The 23,493-nt window shown below is 62.6% G+C and carries 24 protein-coding genes; 18 read left to right on the top strand and 6 right to left on the bottom strand.

Annotated features, from left to right (window positions below; all coding sequences use genetic code 11):
- Positions 1-2: 2 nt before the first annotated feature.
- From nusA to rbfA, 4 genes are all read left to right on the top strand, one after another.
- A complete protein-coding gene (gene nusA / locus ACX80E_RS07220; RefSeq protein WP_459301241.1) occupies positions 3-974 on the top strand; it encodes a transcription termination factor NusA in 972 nt (323 codons plus the stop codon).
- Positions 975-1,075: 101 nt separating this feature from the next.
- Complete coding sequence (locus ACX80E_RS07215) at positions 1,076-1,384, top strand: YlxR family protein (protein ID WP_459301312.1); 309 nt, start codon at positions 1,076-1,078, stop codon at positions 1,382-1,384.
- A gap of 188 nt (positions 1,385-1,572) precedes the next feature.
- Complete coding sequence (gene infB / locus ACX80E_RS07210) at positions 1,573-4,542, top strand: translation initiation factor IF-2 (protein WP_459301239.1); 2,970 nt, start codon at positions 1,573-1,575, stop codon at positions 4,540-4,542.
- A 168-nt stretch (positions 4,543-4,710) separates the two neighbouring features.
- A complete protein-coding gene (gene rbfA / locus ACX80E_RS07205; protein ID WP_459301237.1) occupies positions 4,711-5,148 on the top strand; it encodes a 30S ribosome-binding factor RbfA in 438 nt (145 codons plus the stop codon).
- 574 nt (positions 5,149-5,722) lie between these two features.
- Here rbfA and ACX80E_RS07200 read toward each other — a convergent pair.
- The 4 genes from ACX80E_RS07200 to ACX80E_RS07185 all read right to left on the bottom strand — a co-directional run bounded on the left by ACX80E_RS07200 (position 5,723) and on the right by ACX80E_RS07185 (position 8,725).
- Complete coding sequence (locus ACX80E_RS07200) at positions 5,723-6,388, bottom strand: hypothetical protein (RefSeq protein WP_459301235.1); 666 nt, start codon at positions 6,386-6,388, stop codon at positions 5,723-5,725.
- A complete protein-coding gene (locus ACX80E_RS07195; protein WP_459301234.1) occupies positions 6,385-7,425 on the bottom strand; it encodes a hypothetical protein in 1,041 nt (346 codons plus the stop codon). Before ACX80E_RS07195 ends, ACX80E_RS07200 begins: the two co-directional genes overlap by 4 nt.
- A gap of 39 nt (positions 7,426-7,464) precedes the next feature.
- A complete protein-coding gene (locus tag ACX80E_RS07190) occupies positions 7,465-7,884 on the bottom strand; it encodes a WXG100 family type VII secretion target (RefSeq protein WP_459301233.1) in 420 nt (139 codons plus the stop codon).
- Between the two features lie 70 nt (positions 7,885-7,954).
- Positions 7,955-8,725, bottom strand: coding sequence for a hypothetical protein (locus ACX80E_RS07185; protein ID WP_459301231.1), 771 nt, complete (start codon positions 8,723-8,725; stop codon positions 7,955-7,957).
- A gap of 123 nt (positions 8,726-8,848) precedes the next feature.
- On the opposite strand from ACX80E_RS07185, the gene truB reads away from it, so the two are divergent.
- From truB to ACX80E_RS07145, 8 genes are all read left to right on the top strand, one after another.
- Positions 8,849-9,850: a tRNA pseudouridine(55) synthase TruB gene (gene truB, locus ACX80E_RS07180; RefSeq protein WP_459301230.1), complete on the top strand. Its 1,002-nt coding sequence runs from the start codon at positions 8,849-8,851 to the stop codon at positions 9,848-9,850.
- Positions 9,847-10,263, top strand: coding sequence for a hypothetical protein (locus tag ACX80E_RS07175; protein ID WP_459301229.1), 417 nt, complete (start codon positions 9,847-9,849; stop codon positions 10,261-10,263). The genes truB and ACX80E_RS07175 overlap by 4 nt, the downstream gene beginning before the upstream one ends.
- Positions 10,260-10,685: a hypothetical protein gene (locus ACX80E_RS07170; RefSeq protein WP_459301228.1), complete on the top strand. Its 426-nt coding sequence runs from the start codon at positions 10,260-10,262 to the stop codon at positions 10,683-10,685. The genes ACX80E_RS07175 and ACX80E_RS07170 overlap by 4 nt, the downstream gene beginning before the upstream one ends.
- Entirely contained in the window at positions 10,682-11,902 is a 1,221-nt protein-coding gene (locus ACX80E_RS07165) for a GNAT family N-acetyltransferase (protein WP_459301227.1), read from the top strand. The genes ACX80E_RS07170 and ACX80E_RS07165 overlap by 4 nt, the downstream gene beginning before the upstream one ends.
- 71 nt (positions 11,903-11,973) lie before the next feature.
- Positions 11,974-12,921 carry a bifunctional riboflavin kinase/FAD synthetase gene (locus ACX80E_RS07160; RefSeq protein ID WP_459301225.1) on the top strand — a complete coding sequence of 316 codons (948 nt, stop codon included), beginning with the start codon at positions 11,974-11,976 and terminating at the stop codon, positions 12,919-12,921.
- A 161-nt stretch (positions 12,922-13,082) separates the two neighbouring features.
- Entirely contained in the window at positions 13,083-13,352 is a 270-nt protein-coding gene (gene rpsO, locus ACX80E_RS07155; RefSeq protein WP_459301223.1) for a 30S ribosomal protein S15, read from the top strand.
- 292 nt (positions 13,353-13,644) lie between these two features.
- Positions 13,645-15,885: a polyribonucleotide nucleotidyltransferase gene (locus ACX80E_RS07150; protein WP_459301222.1), complete on the top strand. Its 2,241-nt coding sequence runs from the start codon at positions 13,645-13,647 to the stop codon at positions 15,883-15,885.
- A gap of 3 nt (positions 15,886-15,888) precedes the next feature.
- A complete protein-coding gene (locus ACX80E_RS07145) occupies positions 15,889-17,247 on the top strand; it encodes a M16 family metallopeptidase (protein WP_459301221.1) in 1,359 nt (452 codons plus the stop codon).
- Between the two features lie 275 nt (positions 17,248-17,522).
- On the opposite strand, the gene ACX80E_RS07140 is transcribed toward ACX80E_RS07145, so the two are convergent.
- Both ACX80E_RS07140 and moaA read right to left on the bottom strand, forming a co-directional pair.
- Positions 17,523-17,810, bottom strand: coding sequence for a MoaD/ThiS family protein (locus ACX80E_RS07140; RefSeq protein ID WP_459301220.1), 288 nt, complete (start codon positions 17,808-17,810; stop codon positions 17,523-17,525).
- The gene (gene moaA, locus ACX80E_RS07135; protein ID WP_459301311.1) at positions 17,807-18,895 is read right to left on the bottom strand and encodes a GTP 3',8-cyclase MoaA; all 1,089 of its coding nucleotides are present in this window, start codon (positions 18,893-18,895) and stop codon (positions 17,807-17,809) included. The genes ACX80E_RS07140 and moaA overlap by 4 nt, the downstream gene beginning before the upstream one ends.
- A gap of 347 nt (positions 18,896-19,242) precedes the next feature.
- On the opposite strand from moaA, the gene ACX80E_RS07130 reads away from it, so the two are divergent.
- Genes ACX80E_RS07130 through ACX80E_RS07105 form a run of 6 tightly spaced genes read left to right on the top strand, consistent with a single transcriptional unit; the run spans position 19,243 to position 23,332 of the window.
- Positions 19,243-20,586 carry a molybdopterin molybdotransferase MoeA gene (locus ACX80E_RS07130; RefSeq protein WP_459301219.1) on the top strand — a complete coding sequence of 448 codons (1,344 nt, stop codon included), beginning with the start codon at positions 19,243-19,245 and terminating at the stop codon, positions 20,584-20,586.
- Entirely contained in the window at positions 20,574-21,131 is a 558-nt protein-coding gene (gene moaC, locus ACX80E_RS07125) for a cyclic pyranopterin monophosphate synthase MoaC (protein WP_459301217.1), read from the top strand. Before ACX80E_RS07130 ends, moaC begins: the two co-directional genes overlap by 13 nt.
- The gene (locus ACX80E_RS07120; RefSeq protein WP_459301216.1) at positions 21,128-21,628 is read left to right on the top strand and encodes a MogA/MoaB family molybdenum cofactor biosynthesis protein; all 501 of its coding nucleotides are present in this window, start codon (positions 21,128-21,130) and stop codon (positions 21,626-21,628) included. The genes moaC and ACX80E_RS07120 overlap by 4 nt, the downstream gene beginning before the upstream one ends.
- Positions 21,618-22,097 (top strand): molybdenum cofactor biosynthesis protein MoaE, encoded by a 480-nt coding sequence (locus tag ACX80E_RS07115; RefSeq protein WP_459301215.1) that lies wholly within the window; start codon positions 21,618-21,620, stop codon positions 22,095-22,097. The genes ACX80E_RS07120 and ACX80E_RS07115 overlap by 11 nt, the downstream gene beginning before the upstream one ends.
- Before the next feature lie 10 nt (positions 22,098-22,107).
- A complete protein-coding gene (dapB, locus tag ACX80E_RS07110; protein WP_459301214.1) occupies positions 22,108-22,866 on the top strand; it encodes a 4-hydroxy-tetrahydrodipicolinate reductase in 759 nt (252 codons plus the stop codon).
- 19 nt (positions 22,867-22,885) lie between these two features.
- Positions 22,886-23,332 (top strand): hypothetical protein, encoded by a 447-nt coding sequence (locus ACX80E_RS07105; RefSeq protein ID WP_459301213.1) that lies wholly within the window; start codon positions 22,886-22,888, stop codon positions 23,330-23,332.
- Positions 23,333-23,493 lie beyond the last annotated feature (161 nt).

Genomic DNA, 23,493 nt, shown 5'->3' with positions numbered 1-23,493 from the left:
CCATGGACATAGATATGAGCGCACTTCGCGAGTTGGAGCGTCAACGAGAAATCCCCTTGGATTTGCTCATCCCCACCATTGAGCAGGCACTGCTGATGGCCTACCACAAGTCTCCGGGCTGCCACGAGCTGGCCCGCGCGGAGCTTGACCGCAAGAGCGGCCACGTCACCATCTGGGCCGCCGAGCTCGACGACGACGACGCACCGATTGGCGAGTTTGACGACACCCCCAAGGGCTTTGGTCGCATTGCTGCCAGCACAGCTCGTCAGATCATCTTGCAGCGACTGCGCGATGTCGAAGATGACGCCGTTTTGGGTGAGTTCCGTGGCAAGGAAGGCGAACTTGTCGCCGGCCAGATTCAGCAGGGCAACAACCCCAATATGATCCAGGTCCATTTGGGTGCTGTCGAAGGTGTCCTGCCGCCCAACGAGCAGGTGCCCGGTGAGGACTACCGGCACGGCACTCGCATCCGTGCGTTCGTGGTGGATGTTCACCGCGGATTGAAGGGCCCCTCCATCACGCTGTCACGCTCACACCCGGGTCTGGTACGGAAGCTTTTCGAAATGGAAGTTCCGGAGATCGCCGACGGCACGGTGGAAATCGTGGCCTTGGCCCGGGAAGCTGGCCACCGCAGCAAGCTGGCCGTCCAGGCCAACAAGCTTGGCGTCAACGCCAAAGGGTCCTGCATTGGCGAGATGGGCTCGCGCGTTCGGGCCGTCATGACAGAACTCAACGATGAAAAGATTGACATTGTTGATTTCAGCGAAGACCCGGCGACTTTCATTGCCAACGCACTGTCCCCCTCGAAGGTGATTTCGGTCACCATCATTGATGAGGGCCTGCGCTCGGCGCGGGTTGTGGTCCCTGATTATCAGCTATCTTTGGCCATTGGTAAGGAAGGGCAGAACGCTCGTCTTGCCGCCAAGCTCACCGGCTGGCGCATTGACATCGTCTCCGACGCCGCGGCTGTTTAGGTCTGCGGCCAAACGGCGCGGTAGAATAAGATGAACCGGGCCTGAAAATGCCCTGATGCCCAAAAATACTTGAAGGTAGCGCACGGTTGGCTAAGAACGCAGTGACAGCACAGCTTGACACTGCTGACGCCAACCGAGCCGCACGGACATGTATTGGGTGCAGGAAAAAAGCAGACCGGTTGGAACTAATACGGGTGGTGCGATCAACTAACAGCTCCGGCGAGCTGGCAGCGTTGGTTGATGTACGACGTCGTATGCCTGGCAGGGGAGCGTGGCTGCACCCCAGCCCGGACTGTTGGACGCTGGCTATCAAACGCCGCGCCATTGGCAGGGCCCTTCCGGGGGTTACAGCCCTTGGCGAGGTTGAGAGTTTTGCGCAAAACAGTTTTGAACAAGGCAAGCCAAGCTAAATTTCGAACCTCATTGTCCCTATGTGAAAGCGGGTCAGAAAACCGATGGAAACCCGATGAGTACCCAGTGATGAGTGCCCAACAATGAGCAATTTCACGTGCTCTCACGCCGCCCATTCCGGCATGGAATGGTGCAGTAAGAATTAAGCGGCTCGTACCTGTCCGGTGCGGGCCGAGACAGGAGAAATGTGGCCAAGGCCCGCGTCCACGAGCTTGCAAAAGAGCTCGGTATCACCTCAAAAGAGGCAGTAAGTAAACTGCAGGAATTGGGCGAATTCGTTCGTTCAGCATCTTCCACCATTGAGGCCCCCGTTGTGAAGAAACTTCGCGACGCATTCCCTCCGGCAGCCAAGGCTGCCGAGTCCAAGGTTGCAGCACCCGCAGCTCCGGCAGCCAAGGCTGCCGAGTCCAAGGTTGCAGCACCGGCAGCACCGGCAGCCAAGGCTCCGAGCGCGCCCGCAGCTAAGGCAGCAGCCGCACCGGCTGCTCCCAGCGCTGTTGTGCCTGGCCCCAAGGCGGCTACCCCGGGCGCCAAGCCCGGTCTGAAGCCTGCCCCGGCAGCCCCGGCAGCCCCGGCCGCTCCTGCGGCACCGGCACCTGCCCCCGCAGCAGTAGCGGAGGCAGCTCCGGCGGCCCCCGCGGCAGCGGCTACGCCGGCTCAGAAGGCTCAGGCACCGGGTGCTCCTCGCCCCGGCAACAACCCCTTCGCCACGTCTCAGGGCATGCCCCGTTCGGGTAACCGCCCGGAGCGTACGGAGAACCGCAACGAAAGCCGTGGCGAAAGCCGCGGCGGCGACAACCGTGCCCCGCGCCCCGCTGGTGCTGGCGCCCCCCGTCCGGGTAACAACCCGTTCGCACCTTCCCAGGGCATGCCCCGTCCGGGTACCCCGCGCAGCGCCGACGCCGGCACTGGCGGACCCCGTCCCGGTGGTCCCCGTCCCGCAGCTGGTGCTCCGCGTCCGGGTGCTCCCCGTCCGGCCGGCGCTCCCGGCGCCGGTGGACCCCGTCCCGCTGGTGGCGCTCCGCGTCCCGGCGGTGCCCGTCCCACTCCCGGCATGATGCCCAACCGCACCGAGCGCCCTGCTGCGCCCGGTCGCGGTACTGACCGTCCCGGTGCTCCGGGCCGCGGTCGTCCGGGTGCTCCCGGCGCTACCCCCGGTGCAGCTCCGGGCGGCGCTCCCGCCGGTGGCGGTTTCGGCAAGGGTGGCCGCGGTCGCGGTGGCACCCAGGGTGCCTTCGGTAAGGGCGGTGCAGGCCGTGGCAAGCAGCGCAAGTCGAAGCGTGCCAAGCGCCAAGAACTCGAGCAGATGAGTGCTCCGTCACTGGGTGGCGTGAGCGTTCCCCGCGGTGACGGCACCACAGTCATCCGCTTGCGTCGTGGTGCGTCCATCACGGACTTCGCCGACAAGATTGAGGCGAACCCCGCCGCATTGGTGACTGTGCTCTTCCACTTGGGTGAAATGGCTACGGCCACACAGTCCTTGGATGAAGACACGTTCGCGCTGTTGGGTACCGAGCTGGGCTACAAGGTTCTTGTTGTTTCCCCCGAAGATGAAGAGCGTGAGCTGCTGAGCAGCTTCGACATCGACTTTGATGCCGAGCTTGAGGCAGAGGGTGACGAGGACCTTGAGGTTCGTCCCCCCGTTGTCACCGTCATGGGTCACGTTGACCATGGTAAGACTCGCCTGTTGGACGCCATCCGGAAGTCCGATGTTGTGGCTGATGAGCACGGTGGCATCACCCAGCACATCGGTGCCTACCAGATCGTGCACGAGCACGAAGGCACAGAGCGTCGCATCACCTTCATTGACACACCCGGTCACGAGGCGTTCACCGCCATGCGTGCTCGTGGTGCCAAGGTCACCGACATCGCCATCTTGGTGGTCGCCGCTGATGATGGCGTCATGCCGCAGACCATTGAGGCGCTCAACCACGCCCAGGCAGCTAACGTGCCGATCGTGGTTGCAGTGAACAAGATCGACAAGGACGGCGCTAACCCGGAGAAGATCCGCGGCCAGCTGACCGAATACGGTCTGGTTCCCGAAGAATACGGTGGCGACACCATGTTCGTGGACGTTTCAGCACGCAACGACATCAACATTGAGGAACTCCTCGAAGCTGTGTTGCTGACTGCCGATGCTGCCTTGGACATGCGCGCCAACCCGAACAAGGATGCCCGCGGTATTGCCATTGAAGCCAACCTGGACAAGGGCCGCGGTTCCGTGGCCACAGTTCTGGTGCAGTCAGGTACCTTGCACGTTGGGGACACCATCGTTGCAGGTACCGCCCATGGCCGTGTTCGTGCCATGTTTGACGAGAACGGTGACGTCATCTCCGAGGCTGGTCCCTCGCGTCCGGTTCAGGTACTGGGTCTGTCCAACGTTCCCCGTGCAGGTGACACGTTCTTCGTTACCGGTGACGAGCGTACAGCCCGCCAGATCGCTGAAAAGCGTGAGGCAGCTGACCGTAACGCGGCACTGGCCAAACGCCGCAAGCGCATCAGCCTGGAAGACTTCGATCAGGCAGTTGCTGACGGCAAGGTTGACACACTTAACCTCATCCTCAAGGGTGACGTTTCCGGTGCTGTTGAGGCCCTGGAAGACTCCTTGCTCAAGATCGATGTTGGCGAAGGCGTGCAGTTGCGCGTTATTCACCGCGGTGTTGGTGCCATCACGCAGAACGACGTCAACTTGGCCACAGTGGACAACGCGATCATCATCGGCTTCAACGTCAAGCCGGCCGAGCGGGTTGCCGAACTGGCTGACCGCGAGGGTGTTGACATGCGCTTCTACTCGGTCATCTACGGCGCCATTGATGACATTGAGCTGGCTCTCAAGGGCATGCTCAAGCCTGAGTACGAGGAAGTTCAGCTGGGTACAGCGGAAATCCGTGAAGTATTCCGCTCCTCCAAGCACGGCAACATTGCTGGTTCCATTGTTCGCTCCGGAACCATCCGCCGTAATTCCAAGGCACGGGTACTCCGTGGCGGCAAGGTCATTGGTGAGAACCTCACCGTTGACTCGCTCAAGCGTTTCAAGGATGACGCCACTGAAGTCCGTACGGACTTCGAGTGTGGTATTGGTTTGGGCTCGTTCAACGACCTGCAGGCCGAGGACATCATCGAGACGTTCGAAATGCGCGAGAAGCCGCGCGACTAACACCAGCTCGACCGAGTGGGGCCCCCGTCTGCTACGCGGATGGGGGCCCCGCCCGCTTGGTGGCCGGGGCGACGTAGACTCGCCTTAGGTGCTTGGTAAGACACCGGATCGAAGACAGTATTGGCTGCGGCCCCGTCGACGGCCCCTTTCATTCTTTAGGAGTTTTTCATGGCTGATTCAGCCCGCGCCGCCAAATTGGCCCAGCGCATCAAAGTAGTGGTGGCTGAGGCGCTCCGCCGCCGGGTCAAGGACCCGCGCGTTGAAGGTCTCACCATCACCGACGCCCGCGTCACCAACGACCTGCAGCACGCCACCGTCTACTACACAGTTCTTGGTGACGAGACTGCCCAGTCGGAAGCCAAGATCGGTTTGGAGCGTGCCAAGGGTGTTCTGCGGGCCGAGGTTGGCAAGAACATCACAGTGCGCCTGACACCGACCCTGGAGTTCGTTGCGGACGTCATCCCGGAGAACGCCTCCAACCTTGAGGCTCTCCTGCGGGTAGCGAAGGAGCGGGACGCCAAGCTGGCTGAACTCTCCGCGAACGCCGAGTTTGCCGGCGACGCAGACCCGTACAAGAAGGACGAAGAAGAGGCTGACGAGGCGTAAGCCTTTTCTCCTTACGACGGCGACCCTCCCCCCCCCCAGCGAGGGGGGCGGGCCGCCGTCGTCCCCTGCGTCTACCTCGTACGCCTGGTGACAAGACTGCCGCCAGTGCCGGCCAGGACATTGGTCAGCGCCGCAAGGGTTCTGCCGGAAGCTGGCGGACCAGTTTCATTCTTCCGGAATTGGCAACAAACTTGATGTTGTTTGCTCCCGCGTCTGCAACGTAGACACCGCCGCGGGTGGGGCATTTCTGACCCCGTAAACCGTTTTTGCACTCTGCGTTGTGAGCCAAAGCTGGCCCGCCTGTCATGATCATGGCAAAAACGCACGCGTCTGCAGTAGCCGAAATTCGTGACCTCATAGTTGTTCCCCAAAGGGGAGGGCCCGGTAGTGACGGGGTGGTGGAACTATGAACACCAACGCCACGACAGGAGGGACTTGGGGCCCTGCCTGTTCAAGCGACGTGGGTTTGCCCCCAGCACCGTCCATCGGTAGCACCCACGCGCGCCAACAGCTGAGGCGTTGATTGTGGGGCTAAGCAGCCTAAAGCTGCCCGGATGAATCGGTCAGAACTTACTCAATTGCCGTCGAAGTTTCCGGTTTCTGCAATGCCTGCCTCAGCCTCCGGCGTGTAGTACCTGTCGCCCAGTTGGATCGAGTAAATCCAGGTCAGGCTGCCGGTGGTGTGGTTTTCAATGGCCTCAACCGAAAACACTGTCCCTGTGCTGTTGCCCAGGCCAGGGTTCCAGCTTGATTTGCCGGAGCCGTCCTTGAACTCGGCCCCGATGGGTGGGAAGTCGTCCAGTGCCCGGAACCCCAGCTCTGTTGCGGCCCGCTCAATCTCCGCATTGGCATCCTGGGCATCTGGGAAGTTGTAGAAGATGTCGATGTGGCTGACATTGTCTGTTGGAACCCCCGGGCGGACCCTGATGGTGTCGGTGGCCATGGCGACCACGCCCTGGGGTGTCGTGATGCTGACGTCGATCAAATTCTCCGAATCCGTGGCGATCAGCATGCCATCGGAACCCTCGCCAAAACCCAGGTCGGACATTGCCAGCGGGCGTTCGGAGACATCGAAGCTGGCCTGCCGGCTGCTCTTGATGTCCGTGATCCCCTCGGGGGTGAACTGTGAATTGCCATTGACCACGACGGAGGGCTCCTTGGATGCGGGTGAGGTTGGGGGCAGGGAACAGCCGGCCACAAGGGCCACTGAGAGGATCACTGCAGCTAGTCTTCGCTTCATGGCGCCCCGACAAGGTCACGAACTGGTTCGGGTACCATGCGGTACTCGTCAACTCTTTCGGGCATGGGCTTCATCATCTCACCATAGGGGTTGTCCTGGCTGTGCAGCCAATTCTCGTAGGCGCCCAGGGTATCTTGATCAATCAAGGCCCAGCGGTCTTCGCGTACGGAGATGTTTCCGTGGTGAACATCCACGCCAACAGGCGGAAACCGGCGTACATCAAGGTAAGGGTCCACCGCCGGGAACTGTTCATAGTAGGACTTTGCGCCATCAATGCTTGGCTCGCCCAGAACAGTCATGGACTCGGTGAAAATGGTTCCCGAGGGCCGGTTTCTGATGGTGTCGTAGTCGTCGGCGATGACAAAGTTCTGCTCCCGGTCCGCAATGTTGTAGGACGTTTCGTGCAGGAGTTGCTGCTGAGTTGTTGTCAGCCCGTGATAGTCCTGTGGATTTGAGTAGTGGGGCACCGAATCAATGTTGCGCCACGCTTGATCCATCCGTTCGGTGACAAGGCCGGCCGCCCGCATTCTTTCAATTTCGGTCATGCCGCCCTGTTGAAAAGCAACGTGTTGTGAGCCAATGTCCGTGAAGACCTGTTGCTGCATCGACAGGAATGTTGTCTCGTAGTAGGCCAAATCCGCTTCGCCGAGGTTCATCAATCCCTGCAGCGCCGCGTAGCGCAGGGGATCCATGGCGGACAGGAATTCGCTGGCGTCTTCCCCTGCCGCGGCCATCTTGTGCAGGACGGCAAGGTCTTCAAAGCCGGCAATGAAGGTGGGACCCACCTGGTTGGCCATGCCGATCCATTCCATGCGTGGATCGTTTTTGTAGAGTTCCGCGTAGAAGGCGTAGACCTTGTAGATGTCCTCGCGATTGTGGTCGACCCCCAGGGCGGGGTCCCAGTGATTGGGATCAATGCCAGTTGCACGCATGGCCGATTCCGCCCAATACTGCTCCAGGAATGCACCGTAGCCATTGGTTTTGCCGCCTGGACCGAGGACGGCAAGGTCGCCGCCGTCCGCGAGCTTGTCCAGCACGGACTTCGCGGCGTCAGCATTGGCCTGGCTCTCACGTACTCACGCCTGAAACTCCCCGGACTGCAGGTACGTCTCGAGCTGGTCCTGGTCCTGGTCCATGCCGGAGATCTTGAGCTCAAGGTCTGCGCCCGGCCTGCCAGTGGCGGCAGTCATGGAGCCGCCGCCAACGTCCAGGGACGCGGCCGAGCTGGCAGCATCCTGCTCCTTGGCGTTGCGCAACAGTTCCTGGGCCGCTGTTTCCAGCTCGGCACAAACACTGCGAATGTTCCGCCGGTGCGAGATGTTCCACTCCCGGCGAAACCGCTCACTGTCCGGCCCGTGCCACTGCACGGCGCTCAGCGTGTTGCCCAGGGAGAAGGAAATCGTCGTCAGTCGCTTCGCGCAGGACGAGAGGTCCCGGGCAAAAGCGCGCAGCTCCGCCACGTCAGCGCCATAAAAAGTACCGGACAAAAGTTCCATCTACAGGGTTGAGGCTCGTGCCGTGCGTCCCTCCCGCAGCGAGGGTGGGACGCACGGGGAACTAAATGACTTACTTGCCCCAGGTGATCGGGTTGTCGCGGTAGGGGTTGTCGCCGTACTCGACATAGTTGTAGTTCGAGTCGTCGTAGCTGGCCGTCGTTACGGTGTCGCCCTTGGGGGCCAAGAACACTGTGCACATGGTCTTGGTCGAGCCCACCACATAGGTGAAGGCGTCGTCCTCGCCGGTAGTTTCAAAACTGCCGCTCTTGCAATCGCCCATATCGCCGAAAACGATGAGCTTTTGCGCGTCCGTGCCGTCCTTGAGCTGGGCGCTGATCCGGGGATCGCCAATACCGGCCGACGGGGCGGTCAAGGTGGTTAGTTTGACGTCTGTGTAAACGTAGTAGGGCACCTGACCGGCAAACTTGGCGGCGTCCTTAAATTTGGCAAGATCGGCGCCGCTGCCGGCAACAATTTTAGTGACCTTTGTCTCGTGCGTGGATTCCGTGTACTTGGGGGTGTCCTTTTCCCCGCTGTTGCTATGTGTGCTGGCAACCTGGCCAAACTTGAGCTTGGTGCCGGGCGCCGTTAGCTTCCCCGCAGCCGCCGGGGCCGCCTTTGATTCCGGCGTGGACGGCGTGGTTTCCTCAGCCCCGCCACGATCGCCCGGCGTTGCGGACTCGCTGGCAGCAGGCTGTTCGCTCTGGGCTGCGGCTGATTGCGGGGCTTCCTTGGGTGCGCCGGCACCGGGCAGGCAGCCGGTCAAGGCGATCAGCACCGCTGCTCCGGCACCGAGTGCCGTCAACGATCGCTTGTAGGCATAAGAAGCTGGGGTCTTCATGATTCTCCGTCTCAAAGGGTGTCCACATAATTACTACTTCTAGTAGCGTAACCAGCGCGGGCCGCATCGGCGATGGGGACAAGTCACCATGGTGGGCCGCCGGGTGCGGATATACTTCAAAGCGTGCTTTCTGGACTGGTAATTGTAGACAAACCGCAGGGATGGACCAGCCACGATGTGGTGAGTCGGATGCGAAGGCTGGCGGGGACCCGAAAAGTGGGTCACGCCGGCACCTTGGACCCCATGGCCACGGGCGTTTTGGTGGTGGGCATCAACAAGGCCACCCGGCTCCTGACCTATATTGTGGGGACCTCCAAAACGTATGAGGCCACCATTCGTCTGGGCGCCACGACTGTCACAGACGACGCCGAGGGTGATGTCACGCAGGTGGAGTCCACCGACGGTGTGGGCGATGAGGCCATCGAAACCGGCATTGCCGCCCTGCGCGGGCCCATTTTGCAGGTGCCCAGCAGTGTTAGCGCCATCAAGGTCAACGGCGAACGCGCCTACGCCCGGGTGCGCTCGGGTGAGGATGTGAAACTCGCAGCCCGCCCCGTGACGATTCACTCCTTTGAGATCTTGGGAATTCGTCGCGGCACTCTGCCGCCGGAGCAGGCGACTGAGGGCTTGTTGGACGACGGCGTGAGTTACGTTGACGTGGACGTGCGCGTGCGCTGTTCCTCCGGCACGTACATCCGGGCGCTGGCCCGCGACCTGGGGGCTGGCTTGGGTGTTGGTGGGCACCTGACTGCGCTGCGCCGCAGCAGTGTGGGGCCCTACACTCTGGAGCAAGCCCGCACCCTTGAGGAACTGGCTGATGATCTTCGCATCCTTGATATTGCTGACGCGGCCCGCGCCTTGATGCCCGTGCGTGAACTCACGGCGCAGGAGGCTGTGGAGCTTTCCTTTGGCCGGCGCATCCCGGCCAGCGCAGAGGGCATCCACACCGTTGAGGCGCCAGCTGCGGCGTTCGCCCCGGACGGAACCTTGATTGCGCTGCTGGCGGACGCCGGAAAACATGCCAAACCTGTCTTGGTGTTCCCGCCCGACCCGGTGCCGGTTGTCAAGGCAACCGTTGCCCACTCTCATGAAACACCCGATGCCAGCGCGGAGCCGGCTCAATGACGCTGGATGGTTGGTTCCTTGCCGGAGCCGTGGTGGGACTAGCCTCCACCACCATTTGCGTCGTTGCTGCGGTGCTGAAAAAGAAACCCAACGACGTCACCCTGCTGGCCCTGATCGCCGTCGAACTTTTCATTGTGACTTACGCTGTGGCCTCCCTGGTCAGGTTGAGCAACGGGGAATCCTTGGTGGGGGAGACGTGGGAGTTCTGGGGCTATATGCTCACAGCTGCCGCACTGCCCATCGCCGGGTTTTACTGGGCCATGATGGAAAGAACGTTTTGGTCCAACTACGTCATGAGCGCGGTGGGTGTCACAGTGGTCGTCATGCTGGCCCGCATGGCCCAGATTTGGTATGGCACCGGCGCACAAGCGCTGCCAGCCATGCAACAACTGCCGTTAGGAATTGGATTATGAGCGCCCCAGACACGGCCAAGCCGAGCCCCTTGCCCGGGCGCACCTCAGGTGCTGGCCGGCTGCTGATCACCGTCTACGCGGTTTTCGCCATCTCCGCCACTGCCCGGGCCGGCTACCAGATAGCAACACATTTTGCCGACGCACCTGTGGCCTACCTGCTCTCGGCGTTTGCCGCCGTCGTGTACATTGTGGCCACGGTGTCCCTGGCCAAGCCCGGCCCCACGTGGGCCATGATCGCCACCGTTGCCATCTGCATCGAACTAGTCGGTGTGCTGGTCATTGGCACGCTGAGTCTGCTGGACCCGGCAGCGTTCCCGCACGCAACCGTGTGGAGCGCTTTTGGGAAGGGCTACGGCTACATTCCTCTGTTGCTGCCCATTATTGGTTTGATCTGGCTGTACCGCCACCGGGACGATCAATGAGCAGTGTGGTCCGTTCCGCGCCCACCCCGGCCCTGAGTGACGGCCGCACAACTCTGCGCCGGTTCACGGTGGAGGACGCCGCCGTCTTTGCCGCAATCCAGCATGACGCCCTGAATGTGACCTGGGCCGGCTCCGATGCCGCTATGAGCCCGGCGCGCGCCGAGGAGCTCATCGCCGGTCCCATCGCTGAAGGCTGGGACACGGGCAGTGATCTCCGCTTTGCCATTGTGGACACGGCCCGGGACGCCCAGGTGCAGGGCCGGCAAGGTGCTGCTGAAATTGTTGGCACCCTGAGCTTGCAGGGTATTTTTTCAACCGCAGGCGGCGGCTCCGCCAGCGTGGGCATCAAAATGCTCCCGGCCGGCCGGGGGACGGGCAGCGCCCACCGCGCCATGGAGTTGCTGTGCGGCTACGCCTTCGGCAACGTGGGGTTGGAGATTCTGCATTGGCGCACCACGGACGGCAATGCGGCAAGTATTTCCCTAGCGAAGCGTTGCGGATTCGGGCTGGTCGCCGAGATTCCAGGCTATGGGCACAAAGACGCGCAGGTCGCTGATGGTTTGATTTTTAGCCAGCGCCGTGAGCAATTCCTGACCCGGGACCAAGGGGCGCTAGGGCAGGCAGGATTGGACGTCGCGGAGGTGGTGCCCACGCTGCGCGACAATGCTGTGGTGCTGCGCGCGCTGACCATGAGTGACGCGCAACAGTTGGTAGAAAACTGCATCAACGACGAGGCTGTCCGGTGGACCACAGTTCCGCTGGACTACACCCTGGAGCACGCCGAGTACTACATCAAAACCCTCACCCGCCGGGGCTGGCACACAGGGGAGACCTTGACCTTCGCCGTGGCGGAGCCGGCCACCGACCGCCTCCTTGGCGTCGTAGATTTGCAGTGCAAAAACCCGGGCGCGGCCAGCGTTGGCATTAACTTTGGCCCCCACGCCCGCGGCACCGGCGCTGCCGAAGCGGCCGTGCGGGTGCTGCTGGACTACGCGTTTAACCAGCTCAACCTCAGCTACGTGCACTGGCACGCCTTGGCACCCAACTGGGGCAGCCGGAAACTGGCCTGGAAACTTGGGTTCACCTTTGAGGGCGAGATTCGCGGGGATTACAACGACCGCGGCACGCCCGCTGACCGTTGGGTGCTTTCGCTGGCCGCCAACGATCCCCGAACACCCGTACATCCCTGGACCGGTCCTGAGCCTGGCAGCAGGTAATCTTGAAACGGTATGAGGACTGTGAACATGAGCATCAGCTTGATCAAGAACTTAGTGGATGAGGAAAAGTAGTGCAGATTTGGAACTCATTACATGAGGTTCCCCGGGACTTTGGCCCCTGCGTGGTCACCCTGGGGAACTTTGATGGGCTGCACCGCGGGCATCAGGAGGTCCTGGCGCAGGTCCGTGCCGAGGCTGCCGCACGCAACGCCCGTTCAGTCGCGCTGACCTTTGACCCTCATCCGGCCCTGATCCACCGGCCCGAATCGGCACCAGCACAGATCATGGGCCTGGCCGACAAAATGGCTGCCATGGTGGTGCTGGGCCTTGACGGGGTCTTGGTCATGCCCTACAGCCTGGAATTCGCCCAGCAGAGCCCGGAGGAGTTCGTCAAGAGCGTGTTTGTTGACGCCTTGGGGGCTTGTGCGGTGGTGGTGGGCCATGATGTCCGCTTCGGCCGGGGCAACACCGGGGACCTGAGCACCATGGTGAGCCTTGGCGCCGAACTGGGGTTCGACGTCGTGGTGGTCAATGACGAAGGCCACGACCGCCGCTGGTCCTCCACCTGGGTGCGCGAGGCATTGAGCAAGGGTGCCGTTGATACGGCCGCACACGTGCTGGGCCGCCGCCACACCATGAGCGGGGAAGTGGTGCACGGGGCTGCGCGCGGGCGCGAGTTGGGTTTCCCCACCGCAAACCTGTCACCGGATGCCTGCGGGATCATCCCCGCCGACGGCGTCTACGCCGGGTGGTTGATCGACGCCGCGAAGCACCGCTGGCCGGCGGCGATCTCTGTTGGCTCCAACCCCACCTTTGCAGGTGTCAGCCGGCAGGTCGAAGCCTACGTCCTGGACCGGCCACAGGAACCTGTTGAAGCCTTTGACCTTTACGGCCAGCATGTGGTGGTGGAATTCGTGCGGCGCCTTCGCGGCATGGTGGCCTACACGGGTCCTGAAGCACTGATCGAGCAGATGCATCAGGATGTGCTGGACAGCCGGGAAATCCTCCGAGAACACTAAAGAGCCATTGCTCACTTCGCTTCGACTAACTGTGACTTCTGCACTAAACTAAGGCATAGAGTCCGGCTGCAGTCCGTGGTGGCTGGATTCAACTGTGTTTGGCGAAGAAATTTGGCTACGGCACAGATCAACATGTTCACGGCACATTCAAGGAGTTACTTGTGGCATTAGACGCCGCTGTAAAGCAAGAAATCATGCAGGCTTTCGCAACAAGCGAAGGCGACACCGGTTCGCCCGAAGTTCAGGTAGCGATGCTCTCACGACGCATCTCCGACCTGACCGAGCACCTGAAGATGCACAAGCACGATCACCACACCCGCCGCGGCCTCATGGGCCTGGTTGGTCGTCGTCGTCGCCTGCTGGGTTACCTCAAGGACACCGACATCGCCCGCTACCGTACGCTCATTGAGCGCCTCGGCCTGCGTCGCTAGCATGAGCTGATAGGCGGCCTCCCGCACTGGGAGGCCGCCTATCACAGTGTTGACCGTGACCGCGGTTGCACAAAACTTACACAAGTTACCAACCGGACGCCGCGCATTCGCGGTCCTCGGTAGTGGCCTCCGGGACGCAGCAACTATTGGCTGCACGCCCGTGGGCCTCGATCGAAGACCGGGTGTTGTACAGCCCTTCACAGCTTTACCCGGTGGAGTGTCTGGGATGGTACCGGTTGGTTTCTTGGCGTAAGTGTTTACAACACCTACACAGAAATGGAGGTGACTCTCTATGGAGGGTCCCGAGATTCAGTACGCAGAAGCCGTTATTGACAACGGCCGTTACGGCAAGCGCGTTATCCGCTTCGAAACCGGACGCCTTGCCCAGCAAGCCGCCGGCGCAGCAATGGTTTACATTGACGAAGACACAGTGATGCTGTCCGCCACCACGGCTGGCAAGCACCCCCGTGAAGGCTTCGACTTCTTCCCGCTGACAGTTGATGTGGAAGAGCGCATGTACGCCGCCGGCCGCATCCCGGGCAGCTTCTTCCGCCGCGAAGGCCGCCCCTCAACCGAAGCCATCCTGGCTTGTCGTTTGATGGACCGCCCGCTGCGCCCGGCCTTCGTGAAGGGTCTGCGCAACGAAGTTCAGATCGTTGTCACGGTTCTGGCCATCAACCCGGACGTTCTCTACGACGTGGTAGCCATCAACGCTTCCTCCATGTCAACACAGCTCTCCGGTCTGCCGTTCTCCGGCCCCATCGGTGGCGTTCGTGTTGCCTTGATCGATGACGGCAAGGGACCCCAGTGGGTTGCTTTCCCGAAGCACTCCGAACTGGAAAACGCCGTGTTCAACATGGTTGTTGCCGGCAAGGTTGCTGGCGACGACGTTGCCATCATGATGGTTGAAGCCGAAGCGACCGACAACTCCTGGAAGCTCATCAAGGAACAGGGCCACCAGGCCCCCACCGAAGAGGTTGTTTCCGAGGGCTTGGAGGCTGCAAAGCCGTTCATCAAGGCACTCTGTGACGCTCAGGCAGACTTGGCCGCACGCGCAGCCAAGCCCACAGTTGAATTCCCGGTCTTCCTTGACTACCAGGATGACGCCTACGCCGCCGTCGAATCCGCTGCAGCCACCAAGCTGGCAGCCGTGTTCTCCATCTCCGACAAGCAGGAGCGCGACAACGCCTCCGACGCTTTGAAGGATGAGACTGTTGCCGCCTTGGCGTCCGACTTTGCAGGCCGCGAAAAGGAGCTCTCAGCAGCTTTCCGTTCCGTGACCAAGCACGTCATCCGCCAGCGCATCCTCACCGAGCAGATCCGCATCGACGGCCGTGGCCTGACGGACATCCGCCAGCTCACAGCCGAGGTTGAAGTTCTGCCCCGCGTGCACGGTTCGGCCATCTTCGAACGCGGCGAGACCCAGATCCTGGGTGTCACCACGCTGAACATGTTGAAGATGGAACAGCAGATTGACTCGTTAAGCCCGGTAACGCGCAAGCGCTACATGCACAACTACAACTTCCCACCGTACTCCACCGGTGAAACCGGCCGCGTGGGTTCGCCCAAGCGCCGCGAAATCGGTCACGGTGCCTTGGCTGAGCGTGCACTCGTGCCCGTTCTGCCGACGCGTGAGGAATTCCCCTACGCCATCCGCCAGGTCTCCGAGGCACTGAGCTCCAACGGCTCCACCTCCATGGGCTCCGTTTGTGCATCGACCCTGTCGCTGCTCAACGCTGGCGTGCCGTTGAAGGCTCCCGTTGCAGGTATCGCCATGGGCTTGGTCTCCGACCAGGTTGACGGCCAGACCCGTTACGCTGCCCTGACTGACATCCTCGGCGCCGAAGATGCCTTCGGCGACATGGACTTCAAGGTTGCCGGTACCGCAGAGTTCGTCACAGCCATCCAGCTGGACACCAAGCTTGACGGCATCCCGGCCTCCGTATTGGCTGCCGCACTGAAGCAGGCCCGCGAAGCCCGCCTGCACATCCTCAGCGTTCTGACCAGCGCCATTGACGTGCCGGATGAGCTCTCCGAGTTCGCACCCCGCGTCATCGCCGTGAAGATCCCCGTGGATAAGATCGGTGAGGTCATTGGCCCGAAGGGCAAGATGATCAACCAGATCCAGGAAGACACCGGCGCTGACATCTCCATTGAAGATGACGGCACGGTTTACATCGGTGCAACGAACGGTCCGTCAGCTGACGCCGCTCGTTCAGCGATCAACGCCATTGCCAACCCTCAGATTCCTGAGATTGGCGAGCGTTACCTGGGCACAGTTGTTAAGACCACCACGTTTGGCGCGTTCATTTCGCTCACGCCGGGCAAGGACGGTCTGCTGCACATCTCCGAGCTCCGCAAGCTGGCCAGTGGCAAGCGCGTGGACAACGTTGATGATGTTGTTGCCGTGGGTCAGAAGATCCAGGTTGAAATCACCAAGATCGACGACCGCGGAAAGCTGTCACTCTCACCGGTTGTTGCCGATGAAGAGAACGCTTCCGAAGAGGCCGTTACTGAAGGCGCTGCTGAGTAATTCATGACAATAACCCTTTTGCCGCTAACAAGCGCAGCCGATGGCCTGGCCTCCGAGGAATCCACACTGATCTCGGGCACCGCAGGAGGCGCAGTAGTGCGCCGTTCCGTCCTGCCCGGTGGTGTGCGGGTACTGACCGAGGCCATGCCCGGGCAGCGTAGTGCGACAATCGGGTTCTGGGTTGGTGTTGGCTCTCGGGATGAATCCGAGGGCCAACACGGCTCAACCCATTTCTTGGAACATTTACTGTTCAAGGGAACCAAGCGCCGGACAGCGCTGGAAATTGCTTCCGCCTTTGATGAGGTGGGCGGCGAATCCAACGCGGCCACGGCCAAGGAAAGCACCTGCTACTACGCACGAGTGCTTGACTCCGACCTGCCCATGGCCATCGACGTGATCGCAGACATGGTCACCTCAGCCGTGATCGATCCGGCCGAGTTGGAGCAGGAACGCGACGTCATTTTGGAGGAAATCGCCATGGATGGCGATGACCCCACAGACGTTGCGCACGAACAATTTGTGGCAGCTGTCCTGGGCGGCCACGCCCTCGGACGCCCCATCGGCGGTACCCCTGAAGCCATTAAGGCAGTCCCGCGGGAATCCGTGTGGGAGCACTACCAAAAGCATTACCGCCCGGAGACTCTTGTCATTACTGCAGCCGGCGGTCTTGACCATGAGAGCGTCTGCGCCCAGGTCCTGGACGCGCTGCGCACAGCTGGTTGGTCCTTGGATGAAGGTGTTGCCCCGGCCCCTCGCCGTTCCAGCGATGTGGTGGCCGTTTCCGGCACTGCCGGACTGCACGTGGTCAACCGGGCGGTGGAACAGGCCAACATCATTTTGGGTTGCCCGTCGCTGCGGGCCACCGATTCACGCCGTTATGTGATGAGCGTGCTCAATTCTGTTCTGGGCGGCGGCATGTCCTCGCGCCTGTTCCAGGAAATCCGCGAGAAGCGTGGACTGGTGTACTCCACCTATTCCTTCGCCTCTTCCTATGCTGACACCGGCTACTTTGGCATGTACGCGGGCTGCTCGCCGGCCAAGGTGGGCCAGGTAATTGGCCTGCTGAGCGCCGAGCTGGAGAAGCTGGCTGCCGACGGCGTGAGCGACGCCGAGCTGAAGAAGGCCCTGGGGCAACTCTCCGGCGGCATCGTGCTTGCCCTGGAGGACAGCGGATCACGCATGTCCCGCCTGGGCCGCGCCGAAATTGTCACGGGCGAATTCATGGACATCGATGAGTCCCTTGACCGCATCCGCAAGGTCACGGCCGCCGAAGTCCAGGACTTGGCCCGCGAACTGGCTGCCGCTCCGCGCACCATCACAGTGGTTGGCCCGTTCGAGGAAACTGAGACCTTCGGCCTGTAGTCCTTTCCAGCTGACCCGCAGAAAACGCCGAAAATGTCCTCGAAATCGAGGATTTTCGGCGTTTTCTGCGGGTCAGATGCGTATGGGAGCCAGGCGCCGGGGCTTGTGCGCGCCGCAGGCAGCCGGAGACGCGCAGCTTGGCCGCTGGCGCCACGCTGGACATAAGCTGCCACCCATCCCGCAGGTCTCCACAACGAAGCCCAGCCCACCCCAGATGGCTACGGGCTGCTCAGGAAACGCGCTCACCCTATTGGCGTATGAGTTGTGGGTAGGGACTAGCCTCCGGCGAACGGCGGGAGTACATCCACCACATCGTTGGCGGACAGTTCCGTGCCCAAGTCACCGGTGGCTACCTCGTTGAGGAGATAGCTGCACCGGGTCAACAGTTCCGCCAGTGGGGGAGTGCTCCCCGAGGCTGACACAGGGAAGCTCGACACCAGCAGCTCCGACAAATCGGCTAACGTAATGGGTTTCGAGCCGGCCGGTGCGGCCAGGTCAACCTCTTGCTCCTCGACCCCCGTGGCGGCCGCGGCTGCGGCAAAAAAGCGTACGTTCAAACTCATCCTCCAATGGCGCTCATGCTGCGGTCGGGCTGGACAAAGTCTGCGTCACCCAATCCGGGGTGGCCCATGCCGTGCGCCTTGGGTTTGGCCCACATGGCGTCCTGCCAGCGGGCGGCGACGGCGTCGTCGTCGGACGCGGAATCCCCGGCCCGCAACAAGTCCAGCAAGTCCACCTCCGTACGGGAGAACAAACAGCTCATGACCTTGCCTTCGGCGGTGATGCGGGTGCGGCGGCAGTCGGCGCAAAACGGTTCGGTGACGGAGGCGATGATACCCACAGTGCCCAACAGTTTCGCGGAGCCGCGGTGCCTGACCTCGAAGCGTTCGGCGGGTGCGCCGTCGCGAGAGCGCCGGTCCGGGGAGAGGTCAAAGCTGCCGGCTAGGAGCTCACGAATCTCGGCGGCGGTGATCATGCCGTCGCGAGTCCAGCCGTGATCGGCGTCGAGCGGCATTTGTTCAATGAAACGGAGCTCGTAGCCACCCTCAAGGCTCCACTGCAAGAGTTCCCCGGCGTGGCCGTCATTGATGCCGCGCAGCAGGACAGCGTTGATTTTGACGGGGGCCAGGCCGGCCGCGGCGGCCGCCGCAATCCCGGCCAACACCTGATCCAGGAAGGGCCTGCGGGTTAGTTGCAGGAATGCGTCGTGGTGCAGGGTGTCCATGGAAACGTTGAGCCGGGTCAGCCCGGCGTCGGCCAGGGCCTGTGCTTTTTTCGCCAACCCCACGCCATTGGTGGTCAGGGAAATGGGCAGCTCCGGATGGTTCACCCGCAGGGCGGCGATAATCTCCACCAGATCGGCACGCACCAGCGGCTCGCCTCCGGTCAGCCGCAGCTCGCGCACACCCAGGCGGTTGACACCAAGACCCACCAGCCGCACGATCTCCGCCGCGGTGAGTAGCTTCTCCTTCTTCAGCCATGCCAAACCGGCTTCGGGCATGCAGTAGGTGCAGCGGAGGTTGCATTTGTCGGTCAGCGACAAGCGCATGTCCGTGGCGACGCGGCCGAATTGATCCAGCAGGGCCGTTGCCGCACTGCCCGGACGCGGTTGGCCCGAGCCCGTGGGGGTCGGGCGGACCTCTGGCATGCCCAGTGCAACGCGTTCTGTGTCCATGACTCAACGCTACGCCATTATTGGCTCCATGGACCCCGAACGGCCCGGCGAAGGCCCGCATTGTCCCGATTCTGCTCCACGAACCGTGCGGGGCGGCCGCGGCGGGCTTCATCGAGTCACTTCCCGATGTCGGTGCCAGCGGACGGCCAGGCCTGAGGCCGTGAATGCCGCAAGCGGTCCGGCCGGTGCTTGTTCATCGTGGGCTGTTGGTGTCGGGCCGCCGGCAGGATGCCTCCCCGCCCGGGCCTTCAGTTTCGTGGTCGGTGATCACCTAGGATTGAGGAAAACGGGCGCCGCACGGTGCCTCCCGGGAGGAAATAATGCGCAGACCAGTCGCCGAACACCAGAGGGTCGTCGTGGAGACGTTGCGCCGGGGGTGGGCTGATGTGCCTGGCTCGGTGATGGACGACGGCGGTTCCCAGGAACCGTTGTTGGCGGGGCTGGGGCGTGTGCTCGCCATTGATCTGGTGGCTCCCGTGGACCTGCCACCTTTTGCCAATTCACAGATGGATGGATACGCCATCCGGGTGGACGCTAGTCAACCGGTAGTGGCTGATTCGGCCGAATCAACCACGTTTCATGTAGCTGCCACCATCCCGGCCGGCGTTGTCCCGACGGCGCTGGCGGCTGGTGCGGCAGCCCCCATCATGACAGGGGCCATGCTGCCCGACGGTGCCAACGCTGTAGTGCCGGTGGAAAAGGCCGTGCCAGCCGTGTTCATGGCCGAAGGCCAGGAGGTGGCCGTGCCCGTCCCGGCTGTCGGCACTTTTGTCAGGGCCCGGGGCAGCGATGTTCGCCGAGGCAGCGTCGTCATACCTGCGGGCACCTTGCTGAACGCGGCGCATTTGGGCTTGGCGGCCGCCTTGGGGTTCACCGCCCTGCCACTGAAACGCCGGGTGAAAATTCTGTTGCTGACCACCGGGGACGAAATTGTGGCGCCCACAGGCAACCCCGAGGCACTGCCTCCGGGCATGATCTTTGATGCCAATGAAACACTCCTGCGGGCCAGTCTGGGCGAAGCCTCCGTGGAGGTGGTCAAAGCCGTCATTGTCAGGGATGACCCGCAGGCGCTCCTACGGTTGTTGGACGCCCACGTCGGTGGCGATCAGACGCGGGGCCCGCGCTACGACCTGGTCATTTCGGTGGGCGGGATTAGTGCCGGCGCCTTTGAAGTGGTGCGGCAGGCGTTGGGCGGACCGGCCGCACCTAGCGCCGAGGCCGGCCCCGAGGCCGGCCCCGAGTCCGGCGCCGCGCCCGGCGCCGTGGAGTTCGTTTCGGTGGGTTTGCAACCCGGCGGCCCCCAAGCGGTGGGGACGTATAGGGGCGTGCCGTTCCTGGGCTTCCCGGGCAACCCGGTCAGCGCGTTTGTGTCCTTTGAACTGTTCCTGCGCCCCGCCTTGTTCACGTTGGTGGGTGCCCCGGCACCGCGGCAACGCGTTGTTGCCGCCCTTGAGCACTCCCTCAGTTCCCCGCCGGGAAAGCACCAGATTCGGCGTGGAGTGTACTCCGGCCCGGAATTCGAGTCGGCACCGTCGGTGCGTGAAGTGGGGGGTGAGTCCTCACACTTGTTGGGATCCCTGGCACAGGCCGACGCCTTGATTCACATTCCGGCCGGTGTCACGGAATTACAAGCCGGGGCAAAGGTGGAAGTATGGCTGTTGTGACTAATTCTCCCGTGCCAGCCCTCACTCATCTACGCCAGGACGGCACAGCCCACATGGTGGATGTGTCCGCCAAGACTGTGACCACCCGCGAGGCCACAGCCACCGGCACGGTAACCACCACGGCCGAGGTGATGCGCCTGCTAGGCTCCGGCGAACTCGCCAAGGGAGACGCGCTGGCGGTGGCCCGGGTGGCGGGCATCATGGGAGCTAAAAAGACGCCCGAGCTCATCCCTCTGTGCCACCCACTACCCATCTCCAACGTCACGGTGGACTTTGAACTCGGCGAAACTACGGTGACAGTGCTGGCTACCGTCAAGACCCGGGGTGTGACAGGTGTGGAGATGGAGGCCCTGACGGCCGTCTCCGTCGCCGCCTTGAGCGTGTACGACATGATCAAGGCGGTGGACAAGCACGCTGTCATCTCCAACATCCAGGTACTGGCCAAAAGCGGCGGCAAGAGCGGTGACTGGGTGACGGAGCAAGCCAGCCAACAGCCAGCCAATCCCGCCCCGAACACAACAACTGAGCGCCAGGACACCGCGTGAGCGCCTGCGAACCAGGCACGTCCTTGGGCACAGCCGCGGTCATCATCGCCTCGACCCGGGCCGCTCTGGGCGTCTACCCCGACCAAACCGGGCCCATCATCGCCGACTGGTTGAGCGAGCACGGTTTTACTGCCACGGCGCCCGTGGTGGTGCCCGACGGCGCACCCGTGGGAGCCGCGCTGCGGGCCGTGCTGACGCAACATCCCGCCGTCGTGCTGACGAGCGGCGGCACGGGGCTCAGCCACGACGACCAAACACCTGAAATGACGCTTCCGCTGCTGGATCGAGAGATTCCCGGGATCATGGAGGCCATCCGCGCCGCCGGACGGGCCAAAACACCCCTGGCGGCCCTGAGCCGGGGCCATGCCGGGCTTGCCGGGTCCGTGCTGATCGTGAACCTGCCCGGTTCGCCGGCCGGCGTCATGGACGGGCTAGCAGTGCTGGACCCCATCATCAAACACCTGTGCGAACAAGTGAGCGGACACCATGGCCACTAATGTCGAGGTCGTTGCCGCCCTGCTGAGCGCCGACGCCATCTCCGTCGACGCGGCCATCGCGGCCGTGGAATCTGACACGGCAGGGGCTGTGGTCAGCTTCAGCGGTGTAGTGCGCAACCACGACGGCGGCAAGGACGTCGTGCGCCTGAGCTACAGTGCCCACCCGCTCGCCCTGGGCGTGCTGAACGGGGTGGTCACCTCCCTGGCGCAGTCCACGGCGGACCCCGACGGGCACCCCGTGCGGATCTGGGTGGCACACCGGGTGGGTGCACTGGAAATCGGTGAACCGGCGCTGGTGTGTGCCGTTGCCTCATCGCACCGGGCCGAGGCGTTTGAGCTGTGTTCTGCGCTGGTGGAGCGGATCAAGGCCGAGGTGCCCATTTGGAAGGAACAGTTCTATAGCGACGGTTCGGTGGAATGGGTGGGGGCAGCAAACGTGCCGGAGCAGAGCCCGCCAGAAAACCAGTAGGCTTAAACCCATGAGTGAAATGCTGAAGGTGGCCGTGCTCGGTGCCAAGGGACGAATGGGAATGGCCGCCGTGGCGGCCATCGGTGCTGCGCCGGACATGGAATTGGTGGCGGCCCTGGGCCGTGCCGACTCCCTGGAGGTGCTCCTGGAACGCGGCGCACAGGTGGTCGTTGACCTGACAGTCCCTGACTCCACCGAAGCCAACGTCCACTTCGCCGTGGAGCACGGCATCCATGCTGTGGTGGGAACCACCGGCTGGGACGCGGCCCGGCTGGCCGCGCTGGAGGCAATTCTCGCCAAACAACCCGAAACTGGTGTGTTGATTGCCCCCAACTTTGCCATCGGCTCGGTTCTGGCAACGCGCTTCGCCGCCCAGGCTGCCCGCTACTTCGACTCCGTGGAGATTGTTGAGCTGCACCACCCCCGCAAGGTGGATGCACCCTCCGGAACTGCCCTGCGCACAGCCCAGCTCGTGGCGGCGGCCCGGGCGGCTGCCGGCGTCCCGGACGCTCCGGATGCCACAGAGACCGAGCTCGACGGCGCCCGCGGGGCCTCGATCGACGGCATCCCCGTGCACAGCGTGCGCCTGGCCGGCCTGGTGGCCCACCAGGAAGTCCTTTTGGGCAGCCACGGCGAAGCGTTGACCATTCGCCATGACTCGTTCAACCATGAATCCTTCATGCCCGGTGTGCTGCTGGGCGTGCGCACCGTGGGAACGCGGCCGGGCCTGACGGTGGGCCTTGACGGCTACCTGGATTTGGACGGCTAGGACTGTGGCTGCGCTGAAAGTGTCGAAAACAAAAATCTGGGTCGGCCTCATTTGTCTTTTGCTGGTCTTCTACCTGGTGATCATGATGCAACGGGCTGTCCTGCTCCTGGGCGACCCTGACTGGATAGCTAAACTGTTGGGCGTCTCCTACTTTGTCATCCCCTTCGTTGCGGCTTGGGCGCTGATCAGCGAAATCAGGTTTGGTGCCACGACCGAGCAGATGGCCAACGTCCTCGAAGGCGAGGGTGGCCTGCCGGAGGACAACCTGCCACGCACCCCCGGCGGTCGAATTGTCCGCGAGGCTGCCGATATCGAGTTTGAAAAGTACAAGGCCGAAGCGGAGGCCGCGCCGGAGGATTGGCGTTCCTGGTTCCGGTTGTCCTGCGCCTACGACGCCGCCGGGGACAGGAAGCGCGCCCGCAGGGCCATGCGTGATGCCATCGTCCTGTTCCGCCAGCGCCCCTAAATCTGTGTCGCAGTTGTTGGACGCTGAAAGCGCCTTTCCGGGCGTTTTTGCGGCGAGTTACAGGGATCGTTGCAACACTCCATACCTTTTGGAGTTGCGATACCGATGGAGTCTTCATCAATTAATGAAGCTTTTTTAGAGAAAATGTCATCGCCGGAAGA

It is taken from the genome of Arthrobacter sp. TMN-49, from assembly GCF_054511095.1.
Note: the sequence above shows the minus strand (reverse complement) of the source record. Positions and strands in the feature narration are given on the sequence as shown.